Here is a 20,491-nt window from a genome sequence, read left to right as displayed (position 1 = left end):
ACGCCATGCAATCGCTCGCAGAGATCGACATCACGAGTGAGCAGTTCTACGACGAGAACGGCTACCCGTGGCAGGAGTGGGACCGGCTGCGGGAGGAATCTCCCGTTCACTGGTACCACCGCCCCGGCTACGAGCCGTTCTGGGCCCTGACCAGGCACGAGGACATCTCCTGGGTCGCCCGCAGCACCGACGTCTTCTCCTGCCGCGAGCGCACGGCGATCGAGACCCCGGACGAGATCGAGCCGTGGGAGACGGAGCGCGAGCGCCGCGGCCAGGTCTACGGCCACGTCGCCGACTACCCCGCCGGGCTCGGCTTCATGGACGCGCCGCTGCACCGCCAGGTCCGGCAGGCCATGTACCCCTGCTTCACGCCCAAGGCCATGGCGGCGATGGAGGAGCGCTTCTTCGAGCTCTCGACCTCGTACGTCGCCGACTTCGTGAAGCGGCTGGACGAGCACGGCACCGCGGACGTGGCGCACGACCTCGCCGCCCGGCTCCCGCTGGCCGCCATCTTTGAACTGCTGGGGGTGCCCGGCGAGGACTGGGACCACCTCTTCCGCGTCCACCAGGACACCGCCTCCGCCTTCCACAAGGGCTACAAGCAGGAAGAGGGCGAGGAGGCGCAGGCCCGCTTCATGCGCGCCATGATCGAGCTGGACCAGTACATGTCCGGTCTCGCGAAGAAGCGCATGGAGGAGGGCGGCAGCAACGGGACCGACGTGCTGAGCCGACTGGCGAAGGCCACCGTCCTCGGCAACCCCCTCGAATTCCACGACATGTCCTACCAGTTGTTCAACCTGGTGCAGGCGGGCAACGGAACCACGCGCAACGCCATCGCCGGCGGCATCAAGGTGCTGCTGGAGAACCCCGACCAGCTGCAGAAGCTGATCGACGACCCCGCCCTGCTCGACGGCGCCGTGGACGAGATCCTGCGCTGGACCTCGGTCGCCGTGGTGATGGCACGCACCGCCATGAAGGACACCGAGATCCGCGGCCAGAAGATCCGCAAGGGCGAGACCGTCGCCATGTTCTTCCCGGCGGCCAACCGCGACCCGGACGCCTTCCCCGACCCGTACCGCTTCGACATCACCCGCAGCCCGAACCGGCACATCGCGTTCGGCGGCAACGGGGAGCACCGCTGCATCGGAGCCGCCCTGGCGAGGACCGAACTGCGTGCCATGTTCCGTGCCCTGCTGCCCGTGCTGCCGACCCTGGAACTGCACGGCGACTCGAAGATGCTGGTGCTGCGCCTGCTCATCTCCGAGTTCGTGCAGCTTCCGGTCCGCCGCAAGGAGGGCCTGGCATGACGGTGGAGCAGAGCATCGAGGGCGAGACCCGGCCGGTGCCCACCACCATCGAGGAATTCGCCGCCTGCGACGAGTCCGACCTGGAGATCATGGTGCCCTGGACCGGGCCGGCCATCGACCCGGAGACCGGGGGACTGAAGGCGCCGCTGCCCGACTCCTACGTCGTGGCCACCTCCGGCGGCTGGCCCAGGCCCGGCGCGATCGAGATCGCCACCGAGCTGAACCGGGTCCTCCTGGAGGAGCTGTGGAAGCGGGAGGGCCTGCTCGCGGCGACGTTCGCCATCTCCCAGAAGTGCTGGATGAGTTCGCGCGCCCTGGCCGTGTGGACGGACGAGGAGGCGCTGATGGGCTTCCTGCAGTCCGAGGGACACATGAACGCGGTGCGCAAGACGAAGAAGCTCGCGTACGGATGGGAGGGGACGCGCTGGGTGAGCAGCTCGCCGACACTTCCCACTTTTGACGAGGTACGGGCCAGGCTGGCCCAGCAGAGGAGGAACAAATGACGATCACCGCGGTGGCGCCGGAAAAGACGGACGCGCTGGTTGCTCATCTGCTCCAGGAATTCGATCTCGCCTACGAGATGATCCTGGAACTCATTGACGGTTTTGACGACGAGACCGCGCGCACCGCACCGGAAGGCCATATGCCGGCCCTTTGGTTCCTCGGTCACCTGATGTGTTCGAAGGACTATGTCTCGGGGCTTTATCAGGAGGGTGGTATATCCCTTTCTCTTGAGTTCTACGACAAGTGGGCGGGCGACTGCGACAAGGTCGACTGGGAGGGTGCGCCCTCCTTGGGCGAAATGCTCGGCCTCTACAAGCGGATCCATGCACGGCTGCGTGGGCTCGTGGCCACGTTGAGCGCGGAGGACCTGCACCGCGAGTGCCCGGTCGAGATTCAAGCTCCGCTTGACGATTACTGGAAGAAGCGTCTCGGGAGGCTCGGGTCCGCGCTCTCCCTGGTGCAAATGCACGACGCCTACCACGGCGGTCAGCTGGGAAGTCTGCGTGGAGCCCTCGGGATGACCGTTCCCTTCTGAGGAAGGCAAGTTGTCGGCGGAAGCGCCGGTACTGGACCGCTGGTACAGTGCCGGACTGCCGCCAACAGAATTCGTGTCGTCTTCAGAGAAGGTGTTCGATGACATCCCACATCGCGTTCTTCAACTTTCCCGCATTCGGACATCTGAATCCGACTCTAGGAGTCGTGGAAGAACTCGTTCGACGTGGTCATCGGGTCAGTTGCACCACCACGGACCACTTCGCCCCGGCCATCGAGGCGGTGGGCGCGGAACCGGTTCGCTACACCTCCGTGTTCGGCCAGTACTACACGAACCCCTTCACACCCGAAGCCATTTCGGGCGAAGGACTGCGGACGCTCGAAGAGGCCACGTCCCTGGTGAACCAGGTGGAGGGCTTCTACGGGGAGAACCGGCCCGACGTGATTCTCCACGACTTCATGGCGTGGGGAGCCCGCTTCTACGCGGCACAGCAGGACATTCCGACGGTGCGGCTGTTCCCGTCGTACGGAGTGAACGAGCACTTCTCCATCCAGGCCAAGTTCCCCATGGCCGAGATGACCGACCCCAAGGTCATGGAGATGGTCACCAAGCTCGACGGGATGCTCCCCGGCCTCGGGTTCCCGGGCATGACGTCCATGGAGTTCTTCATGGAGCCGCCGAAGCGCGGCATCATCTTCCTCCCGCGGGACTTCCACTACGACGGGCACACCTTCGACGAGCGGTTCGTGTTCGCGGGCCCGTGTCTCGGTGACCGGTCGGCCTTCCAGGGCACGTGGCAGCGCCCGTCGCAGGACCGCCCGGTGCTCCTCATCTCGCTGGGCACCGCCGCGACCGGCTGGCCGGAGTTCTTCAGGACCTGCGTCGAGGCCCTCGCGGACTCCCGCTGGGACGTGGTGATGGCCGTCGGCGACAACATGGACCCGGCCGAACTCGGGGACCTGCCCGCGAACTTCGACGTACGACGCAGTGTTCCCCAGCTGGACGTGCTCCGCCACGCCGAGCTGTTCATCACGCACGGCGGAATGAACAGCGTCATGGAGTCGCTCTACAACGGCGTCCCGATGATCGTGAACCCGCTGATGAGCGAGCAGCGCGCCAACGGGCTCCGCGTCGAGGAGCTCGGTTTCGGCCGGCTGCTCACCCGCGACGACTTCAGCCTCGAAACCCTGCGCAAGGCGGTCGACGAGGTGTCCTCGGACACGTCCGTCGCCGACCGCACCCGGGCGATGGGCGAGGCGATGCGCAAGGTCGACGGCCCCGCCGTCGCCGCGGACGCAGTCGAGTCGTACCTGACCGAGAGCACCCGCTGAGTTCAAGTCGAGCTCAAGCAGACGGCGCGATGATGTCGGTGTGGCATCCCGCGAGTTCCGTCAGCCGCTGTTGATCCGACCAGGGCGTATTCCCGTCACAACACCGGCCACGTCATCCCGCGCGGGATGACGTGGCCGGTTTTTTCTGTCCGCCGGGTCGAACGCCGGGGAGCCGGCGGCTCGCCACATGAATCCGTCTCCGCAACGAGGAAGACAGCGTGAAACGACTGATAGGCACAACTCTGGCCGCGACCCTGCTCGCCGTGGTCCTCACGCCCGGTGTGAGTGCCCAGGGCAGAACGATGGTGGAAGAGGGCAGGACCCGGGGGGAGGCGGTGTCCTTCCCGGGCATCGGCTCGCTCTCGCAGCCCTCGGGCAGGGGAAGCTTCCGGTTCGGCGTCTCGAGTTCCGCGACGCAGATCGAGGACCGGAACGAGAACAACGACTGGTACCTCTGGAGCAAGCCGGCCCCCGAGGGCCTCGGCAAGAGCCCCTTCGTCGGCGACGGCGTGGGCGGTTACACGCGGGCGCTCGACGACGTCGGCCTCGTCAAGGACCTCAATGTGGACTCGTACCGGTTCGGCATCGAGTGGTCCAGGATCGAGCCCCAGCGCAACAAGATCGACGAGGCCGCGCTCGACCACTACGGCAAGCAGCTCGACGCGCTCGCCGCCAAGGGCATCCGCCCGATGATCACACTGCACCACTTCGCCAACCCCGTCTGGGTCGACGACCCGCGGGACCCCAACTGCGAGAACGGTCCGAGCGACACCAACCTGTGCGGTCTGGACCATCCGCAGGGCGGTGAGCTCGTCGTCAAGGAGATGGCCGAGTTCGCCAAGCTCATCGCCGAACGGTTCGGCGACCGGGTCGACGAGTGGGTCACCCTGAACGAGCCGATGGTCTACATGACCTTCGCGCACGCCTTCGGCGCCGGCCCGCCCGGCAAGGCCAACCTGAACACCGCGAACCTGAGCAAGTTCACCATGGCGCAGCGGCGTTACATCATGGCCCACGTGGCGATGTACAAGGCCATCAAGTCCGCCGACCGGGTCGACGCCGACCGTGACGGCGCGGCGTCCAGCGTCGGCCTGACCGTCGGCGCCCAGGAGTACGTGCCGATCCGCGGCGGCAGGATCAGCAACGACCCCCGCGACATCGCGGCCCGCGACCGCTACCGCCAGTACACCGACTACGGTTTCGTCGACGCCCTGTGGCGCGGAACCTTCGACAGCGACCTGGACGGCACCGTCGACGAGCAGCACCCCGAGTGGACGGGCACCCTCGACTGGCTCGGCCCGCAGCTGTACGCCCGCATCGGCGTGTCCGCGCCCGGCGCCTCCGGCGGCGGCGACCCGAGCTACCCGGTGCTCGACGTGGACCTGTGCACCACCTCGCCCTGCCTCCCCTACAAGGACCCGTCCTACTTCGTGCCGGCGATGAACTACGAGGCGTCCGCCCAGGGCCTGGCCGGCGTGCTGAAGGAGTACGGCAACCGCTACCGCGGGCTGCCCCTCCTGGTGAGCGAGTCCGGCATCGCGACGGAGAACGGCATCCGCCGGTCCCAGCACATCGTGCGCACCCTGGAGCAGATCTCCCAGGCACGTGCCGCCGGCGTCGACGTCCGCGGGTACTACCACTGGAGCCTGCTCGACAACTTCGAGTGGCTGTCGGGCTACTCGGCACGCTTCGGGCTCTACCAGGTGGACCGCACCACCATGGAGCGCATCCCGACGAGTTCGGTGCCGGTCTACCGGGAGATCGCCGGGACGCGTTCCCTGTCCTCGCAGACCAGGCAGGAATTCGGCGGTACGGGGCCGTTCGCCCCGGAGACCGCGGGCAGCACCGCCCGCTGACGCCGCACGAACACACCGGGGGCCGCTCCGTCCGGACGGCCCCCCGTGTCCCCCTCCGCGCCGGAAGTCCGGTTCGACGAGCAAGGAAGAGCAGATGAGCTTTGCCCAGCTGAACAGTGGTGTAGCCGCCCCCCTGCCGGGCGCCGAGGACATCGCCGGCTTCCTGCGCGACGTCGTCGCGGCAGCCCTCGACGCACGGCCGGAAACCGTCGACGTCGACCGGCCGCTGCGCGACCTCGGACTGGACTCCGTCCGGATCCTGTCCCTCGTGGCGGCACTGTCGGAACACCTCGGACGCCCCGTGCCCGGCTGGGTGGTGTGGCAGTACCCCACCGTCGCCGGGCTCGCCGCCCACCTGGCGGGCGAGGACGCACCCCCCGCCGCCGCACCGCGCACCGGCCGGACACCCGCCACCGCGAACGAACCCATAGCCATCGTCGGCCTCGGCTGCCGGCTGCCCGGCGGCATCGAGACGCCCGAGGCGCTCTGGGAGAGCCTGCGCGCCGGACTCGACGCGATCCGCGAGGTCCCCGCCGACCGCTGGAACGCCCGGGAATGGCTCGACCCGGACCCCCGGGCACCCGGCAGGACGAACACCCGCTGGGGGGGCTTCCTCGACGACGTCGCCGGGTTCGACGCCGACCTGTTCCGGATCTCGCCCGCCGAGGCCAAGCACATGGACCCGCAGCAGCGCATGGCGCTGGAGGTCGCGTGGGCCGCCTTCGAGGACGCCCGGATCGTCCCCACCGGCATCAGCGGCACCCGCACCGGCGTCTTCTTCGGCACGATGGCACAGGAGTACCACCTCGCCACCGGGGCCGACGCCGACGCCATCGAAACGCACTCCGCCGTCGGCTGGGACAACTCCATCATCCCGGCACGCATCGCCTACACCCTGGGCCTGCACGGCCCCGCCATGGCCGTCGCGACCGCCTGCAGCTCCTCGCTCACCGCCACCCACCTCGCCGTGCAGAGCCTGCGCCGCGGCGAGACCGACCTCGCCCTGGCGGGCGGCGTCAACGTCATGCTCCACCCCAACACCACCGTCGCCATGACCAAGTTCGGTGGCATGAACCCGGACGGCCAGTGCCGGGCCTTCGACGCGGGCGCCAACGGCTACGTGCGCGGCGAGGGCTGCGGCGCCGTCGTCCTGCGCCGGCTCTCCGACGCCCTGGCGTCCGGCGACCGCGTGTACGCCGTGATCCGCGGTACCGCCGTCAACAACGACGGTGCCTCCAACGGCCTCACCGCCCCCAACCCGCGGGCCCAGGTGGACGTCGTGCGCACCGCCTGGCAGGACGCCGACGTCGACCCCAAGGACGTCTCCTACGTGGAGGCGCACGGCACCGGCACCCTCCTCGGCGACCCCATCGAGGCGGAAGCACTCGGCACGGTGTTCGCCGAGGGCCGCGAGGAACCCCTGCACCTGGGCTCCGCCAAGACCAACTTCGGCCACCTGGAGCCCGCGGCCGGCGTCACCGGCCTCCTCAAGACCGCCCTGGCCCTGTACCACGGCGAGATCCCCGCCAGCCTCCACTTCGACGTGCCCAACCCGCACATCGACTTCGAGGCCAACAAGCTCAGCGTCGTCGCCGAGCGCCGGCCGTGGCCCGCCGCCCGCCGCCGCTACGCGGGCGTCAGCGGCTTCGGCTTCGGCGGCACCAACGCCCACGTCGCCCTCGAAGAGGCCCCCTACAGCCGTCGCCGCCTCACCCCCATCGCCGCCGCGACCGAGGACGCACTGCACGAGGCGATCGCCGGGCTCGCCACCGCGGGGGACACCACGACCGGCCCGCACCCGGCACCGGACGCCGACGGCCCCCACCGCGCGGTCGCCGCCCCCACCCCGGCCGGCCGTGCCGAACTCGTCGCGGGCCCCGCCCGGTCCACCCAACGCCCCCCGCTCGCCTTCTTCTTCTCCGGCCACGGCGCGCAGTGGACCGGCATGGGCCGCGACCTGCTCTCCGAACGCGCCTTCCGCGCCGCCCTCGACGACTGCGACCGAGCCGTCGCCGAGTTCACCGGCTGGTCGGTCACCGACGAACTCCTCGCCGACGCGGCCGACTCACGGCTCGACCGCACCGACGTCGTCCAGCCCGTCCTCTTCTCCGTACAAGTCGCCCTGGCCCGCACCCTGGCCGCCTGGGGCCTGGAACCCGACACCGTCTTCGGCCAGAGCATCGGAGAGGTCGCCGCGGCCGTCGTCGCGGGCGCACTCCCGCTGGACGAGGGCGCCCGGCTCATCACCACCTGGTCCGCGCTGATCGCCGAACGCGCCTCGGGCCACGGCGCCCTCCTCGTCTGCGACCTCACCGCCGACGAGGCCACCCGCCCGGCCGCCGACCACGGGCTCTCCGTCGCCGGGCACCTCGCACCGGACCAGGTCTGCCTGTCCGGCCCCACGGACGCCGTCGCCGCCGCGGAACGGGAACTGTCCGAGAACGGCGTGCGCACCGCACGCGTCAACATCGACTACGCGTCCCACAGCGCACAGCTGGAGGACCTCGCACCCGAACTCGTCCGCCGGCTCGGCACCCTGCGCACCGGCGTCACGTCCGTCCCCTTCTGGTCGACCGTCGACGACGACTTCGTCGACGGCACCGCGCTCGGGGCCGAGTACTGGGCCCGCAACATGTGCCGCCCCATGCTGGTGGCCGAGGCGGTCGCCGCACTCGCCCGCACCGAGCCCGCCGCCGCGCGCGGACTGCGCATCGTCGAGATCGCCCCGCATCCCGTCGCCCGGCACTCCCTGGAGCGGACGCTCGCCACGACCGACGACACCCGCTGCGCCGCCCTCGCCACCTGCCGCCGCGACCGGCCCGCCCGCCGGAGCCTGGAGGACCTGGCCGCCCGCCTGTGGTGCGAGGGCCACGACATCGACTGGACGGCCATCCACGGCCGCCCCGACCGGCCCGCGCCCAAGACCCCCGTCGTCCTCACCGTGTCCGGCAAGTCCGAGGAGGCACGCGCCGAGAACGCCGCCCGGCTCGCCGACCACCTGACGGGCAGGCCCGATTCGGAACTGCTCGACATCGCCTACAGCGCCGCGCACCACCGCGCCCACCTGGAGCACCGGGCGAGCGCCGTGGCGAGCACCATCGACCGGGCCCGGGAGGCGCTGCTGGCGTTGGCGGAGGGCCGGGCGCACCGCGATGTCGTCGAGGGCTCTGCCGTCGGCGGTGAGTCGGCGGTGCTGTTCACGGGGCAGGGCAGTCAGCGGATCGCGATGGGCCGTCAGCTGTACGGGGCGTTCCCGGTGTTCCGGGAGGCGTTCGACGAGGTGTGCGCGGCGTTGGAGCCGCACCTGCGGATGCCGTTGGCCGCGGTGGTGTTCGCTCCGGAGGACAGCGCCGATGCGGTGTTGGTGCATGAGACGGAGTTCACGCAGCCGGGGCTGTTCGCGGTCGGGGTGGCGTTGTTCCGGCTGTGGGAGTCGTGGGGTGTGGTGCCGGGCGCGGTGGCCGGACATTCGGTTGGTGAGCTGGCCGCCGCGCATGTGGCGGGGGTGCTGGACCTTTCCGACGCGGCGCGGCTGGTGGCCGCGCGCGGCCGGCTGATGCAGGGGTGTGAGCGGGGCGGGGCGATGGCGTCGGTGGAGGCGTCGGAGCCGGAGGTGGTGGAGGTTCTCGCGGGCGTGCCGGGACGGGTGTCGGTGGCGGGGCTGAACGGCCCGGCGCAGACGGTCGTCAGTGGTGACACGGCCGCGGTCACGGCGGTGGTGGAACACTTCGCGGGGCTGGGCAGGCGCACGCGGCGGCTGGAGGTGTCGCACGCCTTCCACTCGCCGCACATGGACTCGATGCTCGACGCGTACCGGCAGGTCGTGGAGACCTGTACCTTCGACGCCCCGCGGATCACCTTCGTGTCGACGGTGACGGGCGGGCCGGTCTCGGGGGAGGAACTGTCCGACCCCGGGTACTGGGTGCGCCAGGTCCGTGACGGGGTGCGTTTCCTGGACGCGGTGCGGTCCATGGAACGGGCCGGGGTGTCGCGTTATCTGGAGTGCGGTCCGGCGGGAGTGCTGTCCGCGATGGGCGCGGGATGCGTGGAGGGGGAGGCGGTGTTCACCGCTTCGCAGCGCGTACCCCGTGACGCGGACGAGCCGGTCGACGAAGTCCGGTCCCTGCTCGGGGCGTTGGGCGAACTCCACGTCTCGGGCCAGGACATCGTCTGGGACAAGGTCCTGCCCGGCGGAACGGCGGTGGATCTGCCCACGTACGCCTTCCGGCGCAAGCCCTACTGGATCGAACCGAAGGCCGGGAAGAACGCCGGGAAGAACACCGGCCACGGACGCCCGCACGCCGATGACGCCCTGTGGCAGGCCGTCGGCAGCGGAGAGAGCGAACGCTTCTCCGAACTCCTCGGCGTGACCGACAGCTCCGCCGTCGCCGCCCTCCTGCCCTACCTCGCCACCTGGCGCGAACAGCAGGACAGGGCCGGCGAAGTCGCCGACTGGAGCTACGAGGAGACCTGGCAGTCCTCCCCGGTGGCCCGCACCGCGCCGCTGCCGCGCGGCCACTGGCTGATCGTCGCCCCCGCCGCCCAGCCCCTCGCCGGACAACTCGCCGAGGCACTGACCGGCGCGGGCGCCTCCCCGCACCTCCTGCCCGCCGACCCGGGCGTGGGCGCGGGCACGGACCCGGGCGCAGACACGGAGCTGGGCGCGGGCGCGGATGCCGGTGCTGTTGTGGACGCCAGTGCCAGTGCCAGAGCTGGTGCAGGCGCCGGTCTCGACGCCGACCGCGCCACGTACGCCGCGTCGATCGGCGACCTGCTCGCGGAACTCGGCGACGAGCCGCTGCGCGGCGTCCTCGCCCTCACCGCCACCGACACCACCCCGCACCCCGGCCACCCCGCCGTGACCACGGGCGCCGCCCGGAGCCTCGCGCTGGTCCAGGCGCTGGGCGACGCCTCGGTACGGGCCCCGCTGTGGTTCGTGACCCAGGGCGCCGTCCGCGCCCACGACACGGACCCCGCCCCCGCACCCGCCCAGGCCCTCGCCTGGGGGCTGGGCCATGTCGTCGCCCTCGAACACGCCAACCGCTGGGGCGGACTCCTCGACCTGCCCGCCGACCCCGACCCGGCGACGACCCGTCGGCTCCTGGCCACCCTCGCCGCGCACGGCACCCCGGGCGCGGAGGAACACGTCGCGCTGCGCCCCGCCGAACGCCTCGTCCGCAGGCTGCGCCGTACGGCGACCACAATGGTGACCGCACGGCCCTGGACCCCCCGGGGCACCGTCCTGATCACCGGCGGCAGCGGCGCCCTCGCCACCCACCTGGCCCACCGCCTTGCCGAACGCGGCGCCGAACACCTCGTCCTCGTCTCCCGGCGCGGCCCCGGGGCCGAGGGCGCCACCGAACTCACCACCGCACTCCAGGCCGCGGGCGCCCGCGTGACCCTCGCCTCCTGCGACGTCACCGACCGGCGACAGCTCGACGAACTCCTCACCGCACTCGACCGCGACGAGGCACCCCTGCGCGCCGTCTTCCACACCGCGGGCGTCCTCGACGACCGGCTCATCGACCGCCTGGACGCCGAGGCCCTCGCCGCCGTGGCCGCCCCCAAGCTCGCTGCGGCCACCCACCTGCACGAACTCACCCGCGACCGCGACCTCGACGCCTTCGTCCTGTACTCGTCGGTCGTCGGCACCCTCGGCAACATCGGCCAGGCCAACTACGCCATGGCCAACGCCGCCCTGGACGCCCTCGCCGCCCGGCGCCGGGCCGAGGGCCTGCCCGCCGTCTCCATCGGCTGGGGCCCCTGGGCCGAGGGCGGCATGACCCACGGCGTCGCCGAGAACCAACTGCGCCGCATCGGCCTCGAACCGATGCCCGCCGAACGCGCCCTGGACGCCCTCGACGCGGCACTCGACCACGGCGGCTCGACCGTCGTCGCCGGGATCGACTGGGCCCGAGCCGCCGCCGCGTACACCGAGGGCGGCGACCGCCCCTTCCTGCACGAGATCCCCGAGGCCCGTGCCGCGGTCGCGGACACCCCCGCCGAGCAGGCCAACCCCCTGCGCACCACCCTCCTCGGCCTGGCCGAGGACGCCCGTGAGAACCACCTGCGGTCCCTGCTCGCCGTCGAGGCCGCGGCGGTGCTCGGCGCCGAGAACCCCGCGTCGCTCGACCCCGAGCGCGGCTTCAAGGACCTGGGCTTCGACTCGATGATGGCCGTCGACCTCAGCGTGCGCGTACAGAAGCGCACCGGCGTCATCACGCCCAAGACCCTGATCTTCGACCACCCGAACCTGGCGGCTGCCGCGCGGTGGCTGCTCGGCGAACTCGCCCCCGCCCTCGCCGAGACGTCCGTCGCCGACGCCGCGCACCGCACCGACGAACCGCTCGCCGTCGTCGGCGTCGGCCTGCGCATGCCGGGCGAGGCCCACGACCTCGACAGCCTCTGGGACGTGCTCGCCGAGGGCCGCGACACGGTGCGTCAGGTACCGGCCGACCGCTTCGACATCGACGCGTTCTACGACCCGGACCCGGACGCCGAGGGCAGGACGTACGCCCGCCACGCCTCCTTCCTCGACGACGTGGCACACTTCGACGCGGCCTTCTTCGGCATCTCGCCGCGCGAGGCCGAGCCGATGGACCCCCAGCACCGGCTGCTCCTGGAGGCCGCCTGGAACTCCCTGGAGAACGCCGGTATCCGCCCGCGCGAGCTGCGCGACTCCCGCACCGGCGTCTTCGTGGGCGCGGGCGTGGGCGAGTACGGCAAGTATCGCCCGAACGGCGCCCCGGACACGTACACCCTGACCGGCACCCTGCCGAGCTTCAACGCGGGCCGTCTCTCCTACCACCTCGGGCTCCAGGGCCCCGCGCTGTCCATCGACACCGCGTGCTCCTCGTCGCTGGTGGCCCTGCACCTGGCCTGCGAGGCGTTGCGCAACGACGAGTGCGAACTGGCCCTCGCGGGCGGCGTCCAGGTCCTCACGGACCCCGGCGCGTTCATCGCCCTCAGCCGCTCGCACGCACTCTCCCCGGACGGCCGCAGCAAGGCGTTCTCGGCCGAGGCGGACGGGTACGGACGCGGCGAGGGCGTCGGCGTGATCGCCGTCATGCGGCTCTCCGACGCGATCGAGCAGAACCGCACGGTACTGGGCGTCATCCGGGCCACGGCCATCAACCACGACGGTGCCAGCAGCGGCATCACCGCCCCCAACGGCTCCTCCCAGCAGAAGGTCATCCGCGCGGCCCTCCGCTCGGCCGGCCTGTCCACCGGGGACGTCGACTACGTCGAGTGCCACGGCACGGGCACGTCGCTGGGCGACCCGATCGAGGTACAGGCGCTGGCCGCCGTGTACGGGGAGGGCCGAGAGCCGGGCCGCGAGCTCGGACTCGGTACGGCGAAGAGCGTCATCGGACACCTGGAGTCGGCGGCCGGCATCGCCGGTGTCTGCAAGATGCTCGCCTCCTTCAGGAAGGACGCCCTGCCCGGCACCCGGTACAGCTCGCCGCGCAACCCGAACATCGCGTGGGACGACCTGCCGGTACGGGTGGTCGACGAACTCACGCCGTGGGGGCGGGACGAGGGGCGGGTGCGGCGTGCGGGGGTGTCGTCGTTCGGTCTGAGCGGTACGAACGCGCACGTCATCGTGGAGGAGCCGCCGTTGGCGGAACCGGCCGGTGTCGTTGGTGAGGGTGGCGCCGAGGGTGTCTTCCCGGTGGTGGTGTCGGGGCGTGACGAGGCGGCGTTGCGGGAGCAGGCGGGGCGCTGGGCGTCCTGGCTGTCGGGTCGTGAGGAGATCCGGCTGGCGGATGTGGCGGTGACGGCGGCCCGGCATCGTTCGCACTTCGAGTCGCGGGCGAGTGTGGTGGCGTCGGGTGCTGCCGGGCTGGTGGAGGCGCTGGAGGCGCTGGCGGCGGGCCGGTCGCACGACGCGGTGGTGACGGGTTCGGCGGAGCGTCGCGGGAAGGTGGTGTTCGTCTATCCGGGTCAGGGTTCGCAGTGGGTCGGGATGGGGCGTGAGCTGCTGTCCTCCAGTGTGGTGTTCGCGCAGACGGTGGATGTGTGTGATGCGGCGCTGGAGCCGTTCACGGGCTGGTCGGTGCGTGAGGTGCTGGCGGGTGAGGAGGGGGAGCATCCGCCGTTCGACCGGGTGGATGTGGTCCAGCCCGCGCTGTTCGCGATGGGGGTGGCCCTCTCGGCGCTGTGGCGTTCGCTGGGGGTGGAGCCGGCTGCGGTGGTGGGGCATTCGCAGGGTGAGGTGGTGGCCGCGGTGGTGAGCGGTGCTCTCACTCTGGAGCAGGGCGCGCAGATCGTGGCCCAGCGTTCGCAGGCGGTGCTGGCCTGTGCCGGGCAGGGCGGCATGGCGCTGATCGAGCGCCCGGTCGCGGCGGTGGAGGAGTTCCTGACCCCGTACGGCGAGGCGCTGTCCGTGGCGGCGGTCAACACGGCCGGGTCCACCGTGATTTCGGGCCAGGCGAAGGCGATTGAGCGGATCGTGGCGGAGCTCCAGGGCAAGGATGTCTACGCGCGCAAGATCAATGTGGACTACGCCTCGCACAACGCCCAGATGGACCCGCTGCTGCCCGCCCTGGCAGAAGGTTTCGAGGACCTGGCCCCTCAGCAGGCCCAGCTCGCGTTCTACTCCACCGTTACCGGCGGGGTGTCCGACGGCACGGATCTGGACGGTACGTACTGGTGCCGCAATCTGCGCGAGCCCGTCCGCTTCGACCGCGCCCTGAACAAGCTCCTGGACGACGGCCACACCGTCTTCGTCGAGATCTCCGCCCACCCGGTGCTGTCCATGCCGCTCACCGACGGAAGCGCGGAGCGCGGCGGCATCGTCGTCGGCTCCCTCGCCCGTGATCGCGGGAACACGTCCCAACTCCTGCGCAACCTGGGCCTGCTGCACGTCCAGGGGCACGGCATCGACTGGGACCGGGCCCTCGGGCTCGAAGCAGGCCGGGGCTCCCTGCTGAACCTGCCCACCTACGCCTTCCAGCGCGAGCACTACTGGCTGCCCGTTCCGAAGGCCACCGGCGACGCCGGTTCGCTGGGACTGGAGACCTCGCCGCATCCCTGGCTGGGCGCGGTGACCGAACTCGCCGACGGCGAAGGCCACTTGTTCACCGGACGGCTCTCGCTCACCGACCAGCCGTGGCTGAAGGACCACACGGTCTTCGGCACCGTCATTGTCCCCGGCACGGGCCTGCTGGAACTGGCCACCGCCGCCGCCCACGAGGCGGGTGCCGACGGAGTCGCCGAACTGACCCTGGCCGAGCCGCTGGTGATCGACGAAGCGGTGCGCATACAGATCACGGTCGGCGCGCCCGGCGCGAACGGCCGCCGCCCTCTCGCGATCCACAGCCGCCCCGACGACACGCAGGACGACTGGACCCGCCATGCGAGCGGCGAACTGCGCGAGGAGCCGGCCGACACGGCGGCGCCGGACGCCTTCGCGGAGCTGCGCCGGTGGCCGGTGGCCGGGGCCGAGCGGGTCGACCTCGACGGGTTCTACGACCGGTTCGGCGCCCAGGGCATCGACTACGGTCCCGCCTTCCGGGGCCTGACCGAGCTGTGGCGCAAGGGGAACACCGCGTACGGAATCGTCCGCCTGCCCGAGACGGCAGGAACCACCGGATCCGCCACCGGACTCACCGGACCCGGGGCCGAGTACAACCTGCACCCCGCGCTCCTCGACACGGCCCTGCACATCATGAAGGGCGTGACCCTCGCACGGGGGGCGGAGGAGCCGGAAGGGGCGCTGCTGCCCTTCGAGTGGAGCGACGTCGAGCTGTACGCGGCGGGCAGTGCCGAGCTGCGCGTCCGCATCGACGTCGAACCCTCCGAGACCGGGCAGGAGATCCGGGTCCGGGCCGCCGACGCCACGGGCGAACCCGTCGTACGGATCGGCGGGCTCCACCTCCGGCGGGCCACCGCCGAACAGCTCCGCGCCGCGCGGAACACCGGGGCCGACGGCCTCCACCGCCTGGAGTTCCAGCCGGTGACGGCCCCCGCCCCGCAGGGCGCGGTCGCGGACGCCGTGCTGACCGGCTCCGGCGAACTCGCCGCCCTCATCGGCGTACAGACCCTGTCCGACATCGACGAGTTGACCGCCCTGCTCGACTCCGGTCCGCAGGCACCCGCCCGCGTCGTCGTCGACACGACCGGTCGGCCGCCCTTCTACAGTGAGCCCGAGGCCGCCTACAAGGCGACCGAGTACGTCCTCGCACAGCTCCAGGAGCTGCTGTCCGACGAACGGCTCGAATCGACGGAACTCGTCTGGGTCACCCGCGGCAGCGTCGCCGCGGCCCCGGGCGACCGGCTCGACGGGCTGCCGTACGCACCGTTGTGGGGACTGATGCGGTCCGCCCGCGCCGAACACCCCGAGCGCGGTCTCCGCCTGATCGACCTCGGCCCGGACGACGCGGACCGGGCCGCACTCGCCCGCGCCCTCACGATCACCGGCGAACCCGAACTCGCGGTCCGTGACGGTGAGGTGCTCGCCGCCCGCCTGGTGCGCGAGGCCGCCACGGACGCCGGGACCGCCGCTCAGCCGCTCGACCCCGAGGGCACGGTGCTGATCACCGGCGGCACCGGCGAACTCGGCCGCGAGACCGCCCGGCACCTCGTACGCCACCACGGCGTCCGCCATCTGGTGCTGACCTCACGGCGCGGCGCCGAAGCCCCCGGAGCCGCGGAACTCGTCCACGATCTCGAAGCGGAAGGTGCGGAATGCGTACGTGTGGTGGCCTGTGATGTCGCTCGGCGAGATGACGTGGCGCAGGTGCTCGGTCTTGCTGAGAAGGACCGGCCTTGGACGGCTGTCCTGCACCTCGCGGGAATTCTGGACGACGGCGTTCTTCTCGGCCAGGACGCGGAGAGACTCTCCCGCGTGATGGCGCCGAAGGTGAAGGGCGCCCTCTACCTGGACGAACTCACCCGGGAGCTCGACCTCGCCGCCTTCGTGTTCTTCTCCTCCGCGGCCGGCACCGTCGGCACGGCGGGCCAGAGCATCTACGGCGCGGCCAACACCTATCTCGACGCCTTCGCCGCCCGGCGGCGGGCGGAGGGCCGCCCGGCCACCAGCCTCGCCTGGGGGCTGTGGCACCAGGCGGGCGTGGGCATGACCTCGCACCTGGGCGCGGTGGAACTGGAACGCATGCGCCGCCAGGGCATCGCACCACTCCCCTTCGAGCAGGGCCTGGCCCTGCTCGACGCGGCGCTCGCCCGCCCCGCCGACAACTTCGTCCCCGTGAAACTCGACCTGCGGGCGGTACGGCGGGCGGCGGAGCAGGGCCAGGAGGCCCCCGCCCTGTTCCGGGCGCTCGTACGACCGCGACTGCGCCGCGCGCCCTCCGCCGCCACAGCGACGGGCCCGGCCGGCGGTCTGCGCGAACAACTGCTGGCCGCACCCGAGGACCGGCGCCCGGACCTCGTGACGGAGATGGTGCTGCGCGAGGTGGCCACCGTGCTCGGCGTGAGCGGGGGAGGTTCGCTCTCACCGCAGCAGGTCCTCAAGGACCTGGGGCTCGACTCCCTGATGGCGGTCGAACTGCGCCGCCGCCTGTCGGCCGAGAGCGGCATCTCCCTGCCCGCGACGCTCGCCTTCGACTATCCGACCCCCGACCACATCGCCCGGCTGATCCTCGACCGGATGGACCTGCCCACGGAGGCGCCCACGAGCGGCACGTCCGGCGCCGGTGCGTCCGGGGCCGAGGACCCCGAGTCCGTACTCGGCTGGGTCCTCGGACAGCTCTCCGCCGACCGGATCCACAGCAGCGGCCTGCTGGAACAACTCGTCGAACTCGCCCGGCAGGAGGCCCCCGGCGCCACGGCGGTCACCACGCTGCCGATCGCACCGGCCGAGGAGGAGCGTTCGGTGGACGACATCAACGCCGAACTGAACGCACTGCTGGAGGCATCCGGGCTCGACCTCGACTGACCGGCCCCACCACGGCGAACGGCCACGGCCCGACAATCCGTCGGGCCGCGCGGGACACGGAGGGCCCCGGCGATCACCCGATCGCCGGGGCCCGGCCTTCGAACCGGCGGTCCGACCTTCGTAACCCCTCGTCGTGGCGATCGGCCTCATCGTGATCGGCCCTGTCGCGATCGGCATCGTCGCGCTGAGGCGTGCCGTGATCCCGGGTGCCTCAGAGGCCGGTTGACGCGCGTCCGGGCTCGCTCCCGAACCCCCGCAGCAGTGTGTCCACGATCAAAGTGGTCAGGGCGTCCACGTCTGCGTCGGCGGTTCCGCCCTGGGTCACCTCGTGGATCAGCGCGTAGTAGCAGCGTCGCGCCCACTCGATGTCGATTGGGCCGGGGCGTCCAGGCACCGTCAACCGCGGCTCAAGTGGTGACGGATTGGGTGGTCAGGTCCCTGATCTGTCGCTCCGGGACGCTGTTGCTCGCGGTGGCTGTAGAGAAGGGCTTGATGGTGTCGATCTCAAACCAGGATCGTATGGAAGCCGCACTGCCTGCGATCCGTGCGCTGCAGAAGCGTGCCGCGGATCTGGAGGCGAAGCAGGCCCGACAGCACGAGCCGATCGCGATCGTCTCGATGGCATGCAGGCTGCCGGGCGGTATCGATACGCCGGAGGCTTTCTGGGAGCTGCTGGCGGCCGGTGGGGACGCGGTGGGCGGCCTGCCGGAGCGCTGGCGGGGGCTCGACCTCTTCGACCCGGACCCGGAGTCGGTCGGCAAGAGCTACGCCCGTGAGGGCGGTTTCATCGACGACATCGAGGGGTTCGACGCCGGGTTCTTCGGTATTTCGCCGCGTGAGGCGGTGTCGATGGACCCGCAGCAGCGGCTGGTGCTGGAGGCGTCGTGGGAGGCGCTGGAGCGGGCGGGCATCCGGCCCGACGCACTGGCCGAGAGCCGTACGGGCGTCTACCTCGGCACGATGAGTTCCGACTACGGCGATCTGGGCCGTGACCTGGACGCCCTCGACGGCTATGTCAGCACGGGCAAGGCATCGAGCGTCGTGTCGGGCCGGGTGTCGTACTCCCTCGGTCTCCAGGGCCCCGCGATCACCGTCGACACCGCGTGTTCCTCGTCGCTGGTGTCGGTGCACCTCGCGGTGCAGGCCCTGCGTCAGGGCGAGTGCGAACTCGCCCTGGCCGGCGGTGTCACCGTCATGAGCGCACCATCACTGTTCGTGGAGTTCTCCCGCCTCAAGGGCATGGCCGCGGACGGGCGTTGCAAGTCCTTCTCGGCCGCCGCGGACGGTGCCGGATGGGCGGAGGGCGCGGGTGTCCTGGTCCTGAAGCGGCTGTCGGCTGCCGAGCGGGACGGCGACCGGGTGCTGGCGGTGCTGCGGGGCAGTGCGGTGAACCAGGACGGCCGCAGCCAGGGGCTGACGGCTCCGAACGGTCCGTCGCAGCAGCGGGTGATCCAGGATGCGCTGGAGGCGGCCCGGCTCACTCCGGCCGACATCGATGCGGTCGAGGCGCACGGGACGGGTACGTCGCTGGGTGACCCGATCGAGGCCGGTGCGCTGGCCGAGGTGTTCGGTCCGGGGCGGGATGCGGGCCGTCCGGTGTGGCTGGGGTCGTCGAAGTCGAACATCGGCCACGCCCAGGCCGCTGCCGGTGTGATCGGTGTGATGAAGATGGTCCTGGCGTTGCAGCACGGGGTGTTGCCGAAGACGCTGCATGCCGAGGAGCCGAGCCCGCTGATCGAGTGGGAGGGCAGTGGGCTTGAGCTGTTGCAGGAGGCACGTTCGTGGGGGCGGGACGAGGGGCGGGTGCGGCGTGCGGGGGTGTCGTCGTTCGGTCTGAGCGGTACGAACGCGCACGTCATCGTGGAGGAGCCGCCCGCCGTCGAAGCGGCGGCAGAGGCTTTCGACGGGCCGTCCTCGGTGCCGGTGCCGTTCCCGGTGGTGGTGTCGGGGCGTGACGAGGCGGCGTTGCGGGAGCAGGCGGGGCGCTGGGCGTCCTGGCTGTCGGGTCGTGAGGAGATCCGGCTGGCGGATGTGGCGGTGACGGCGGCCCGGCATCGTTCGCACTTCGAGTCGCGGGCGAGTGTGGTGGCGTCGGGTGCTGCCGGGCTGGTGGAGGCGCTGGAGGCGCTGGCGGCGGGCCGGTCGCACGACGCGGTGGTGACCGGCAGCGCCGAGCGTCGCGGGAAGGTGGTGTTCGTCTATCCGGGTCAGGGTTCGCAGTGGGTCGGGATGGGGCGTGAACTGCTGTCCTCCAGTGCGGTGTTCGCGCAGACGGTGGATGTGTGTGATGCGGCGCTGGAGCCGTTCACGGGCTGGTCGGTGCGTGAGGTGCTGGCGGGTGAGGAGGGGGAGCATCCGCCGTTCGACCGGGTGGATGTGGTCCAGCCCGCGCTGTTCGCGATGGGGGTGGCCCTCTCGGCGCTGTGGCGGTCGCTGGGGGTGGAGCCGGCTGCGGTGGTGGGGCATTCGCAGGGTGAGGTGGTGGCCGCGGTGGTGAGCGGTGCTCTCACTCTGGAGCAGGGCGCGCAGATCGTGGCCCAGCGCTCCCAGGCGGTGCTGGCCTGCGCCGGCCAGGGCGGCATGGCGCTGATCGAGCGCCCGGTCGCGGCGGTGGAGGAGTTCCTGGCCCCGTACGGCGACGCCCTGTCCGTCGCGGCGGTCAACACGGCCGGGTCCACGATCATCTCCGGACAGGCCGACGCGATCGGACGGATCGTGGCGGAGCTCCAGGGCAAGGATGTCTACGCGCGCAAGATCAATGTGGACTACGCCTCGCACAACGCCCAGATGGACCCGCTGCTGCCGGATCTCGCCTCGAAGTTCGAGGACCTGGCCCCGAGCCGTGCGGACCTCGCGTTCTACTCCACCGTTACCGGCGGGGTGTCCGACGGCACGGATCTGGACGGTACGTACTGGTGCCGCAACCTGCGCGAGCCCGTCCGCTTCGACCGCGCCCTGAACAAGCTCCTCGACGACGGCCACACCGTCTTCGTGGAGATCTCCGCCCACCCGGTGCTGTCCATGCCGCTCACCGACGGCAGCGCGGAGCGCGGCGGCATCGTCGTCGGCTCCCTCGCCCGTGATCGCGGGAACACGTCCCA

At 71.4% G+C, this 20,491-nt stretch carries 8 protein-coding genes; 7 read left to right on the top strand and 1 reads right to left on the bottom strand.

All coding sequences use genetic code 11. The features are described from left to right. The first annotated feature begins 5 nt into the window (after nt 1-5). The 6 genes from ACWCXX_RS23065 to ACWCXX_RS23040 all read left to right on the top strand — a co-directional run bounded on the left by ACWCXX_RS23065 (nt 6) and on the right by ACWCXX_RS23040 (nt 17,390). A complete protein-coding gene (locus ACWCXX_RS23065) occupies nt 6-1,307 on the top strand; it encodes a cytochrome P450 (RefSeq protein WP_451130081.1) in 1,302 nt (433 codons plus the stop codon). Further along, nucleotides 1,304-1,810 (top strand): hypothetical protein, encoded by a 507-nt coding sequence (locus ACWCXX_RS23060; RefSeq protein WP_451130079.1) that lies wholly within the window; start codon nt 1,304-1,306, stop codon nt 1,808-1,810. Before ACWCXX_RS23065 ends, ACWCXX_RS23060 begins: the two co-directional genes overlap by 4 nt. Beyond that, nucleotides 1,807-2,346: a DinB family protein gene (locus ACWCXX_RS23055; RefSeq protein WP_451130077.1), complete on the top strand. Its 540-nt coding sequence runs from the start codon at nt 1,807-1,809 to the stop codon at nt 2,344-2,346. Before ACWCXX_RS23060 ends, ACWCXX_RS23055 begins: the two co-directional genes overlap by 4 nt. 98 nt (nt 2,347-2,444) lie before the next feature. Further along, on the top strand, nt 2,445-3,635 hold the full coding sequence (locus ACWCXX_RS23050) for a macrolide family glycosyltransferase (RefSeq protein ID WP_451130075.1): 1,191 nt from the start codon (nt 2,445-2,447) through the stop codon (nt 3,633-3,635). A 218-nt stretch (nt 3,636-3,853) separates the two neighbouring features. Continuing rightward, the gene (locus ACWCXX_RS23045) at nt 3,854-5,491 is read left to right on the top strand and encodes a glycoside hydrolase family 1 protein (RefSeq protein ID WP_451130073.1); all 1,638 of its coding nucleotides are present in this window, start codon (nt 3,854-3,856) and stop codon (nt 5,489-5,491) included. 94 nt (nt 5,492-5,585) lie between these two features. Further along, nucleotides 5,586-17,390 carry an SDR family NAD(P)-dependent oxidoreductase gene (locus tag ACWCXX_RS23040; RefSeq protein ID WP_451130071.1) on the top strand — a complete coding sequence of 3,935 codons (11,805 nt, stop codon included), beginning with the start codon at nt 5,586-5,588 and terminating at the stop codon, nt 17,388-17,390. A 211-nt stretch (nt 17,391-17,601) separates the two neighbouring features. Here ACWCXX_RS23040 and ACWCXX_RS23035 read toward each other — a convergent pair whose 3' ends face one another. Beyond that, nucleotides 17,602-17,790, bottom strand: coding sequence for a hypothetical protein (locus tag ACWCXX_RS23035; RefSeq protein WP_451130069.1), 189 nt, complete (start codon nt 17,788-17,790; stop codon nt 17,602-17,604). 119 nt (nt 17,791-17,909) lie between these two features. On the opposite strand from ACWCXX_RS23035, the gene ACWCXX_RS23030 reads away from it, so the two are divergent. Then, nucleotides 17,910-20,491 (top strand): type I polyketide synthase (locus ACWCXX_RS23030; RefSeq protein WP_451130067.1); only part of this gene is annotated, 2,582 nt, incomplete at its 3' end.

Source organism: Streptomyces sp. NPDC001732 (assembly GCF_053596315.1).
This window is presented reverse-complemented; position numbering and strand designations above follow the sequence as displayed.

Coding starts and splice junctions, on each gene's coding strand:
- ACWCXX_RS23065 (WP_451130081.1), top strand. CDS start 6: ATGCAATCGCTCGCAGAGATCGACATCACGAGTGAGCAGTTCTACGAC.
- ACWCXX_RS23055 (WP_451130077.1), top strand. CDS start 1,807: ATGACGATCACCGCGGTGGCGCCGGAAAAGACGGACGCGCTGGTTGCT.
- ACWCXX_RS23040 (WP_451130071.1), top strand. CDS start 5,586: ATGAGCTTTGCCCAGCTGAACAGTGGTGTAGCCGCCCCCCTGCCGGGC.
- ACWCXX_RS23050 (WP_451130075.1), top strand. CDS start 2,445: ATGACATCCCACATCGCGTTCTTCAACTTTCCCGCATTCGGACATCTG.
- ACWCXX_RS23060 (WP_451130079.1), top strand. CDS start 1,304: ATGACGGTGGAGCAGAGCATCGAGGGCGAGACCCGGCCGGTGCCCACC.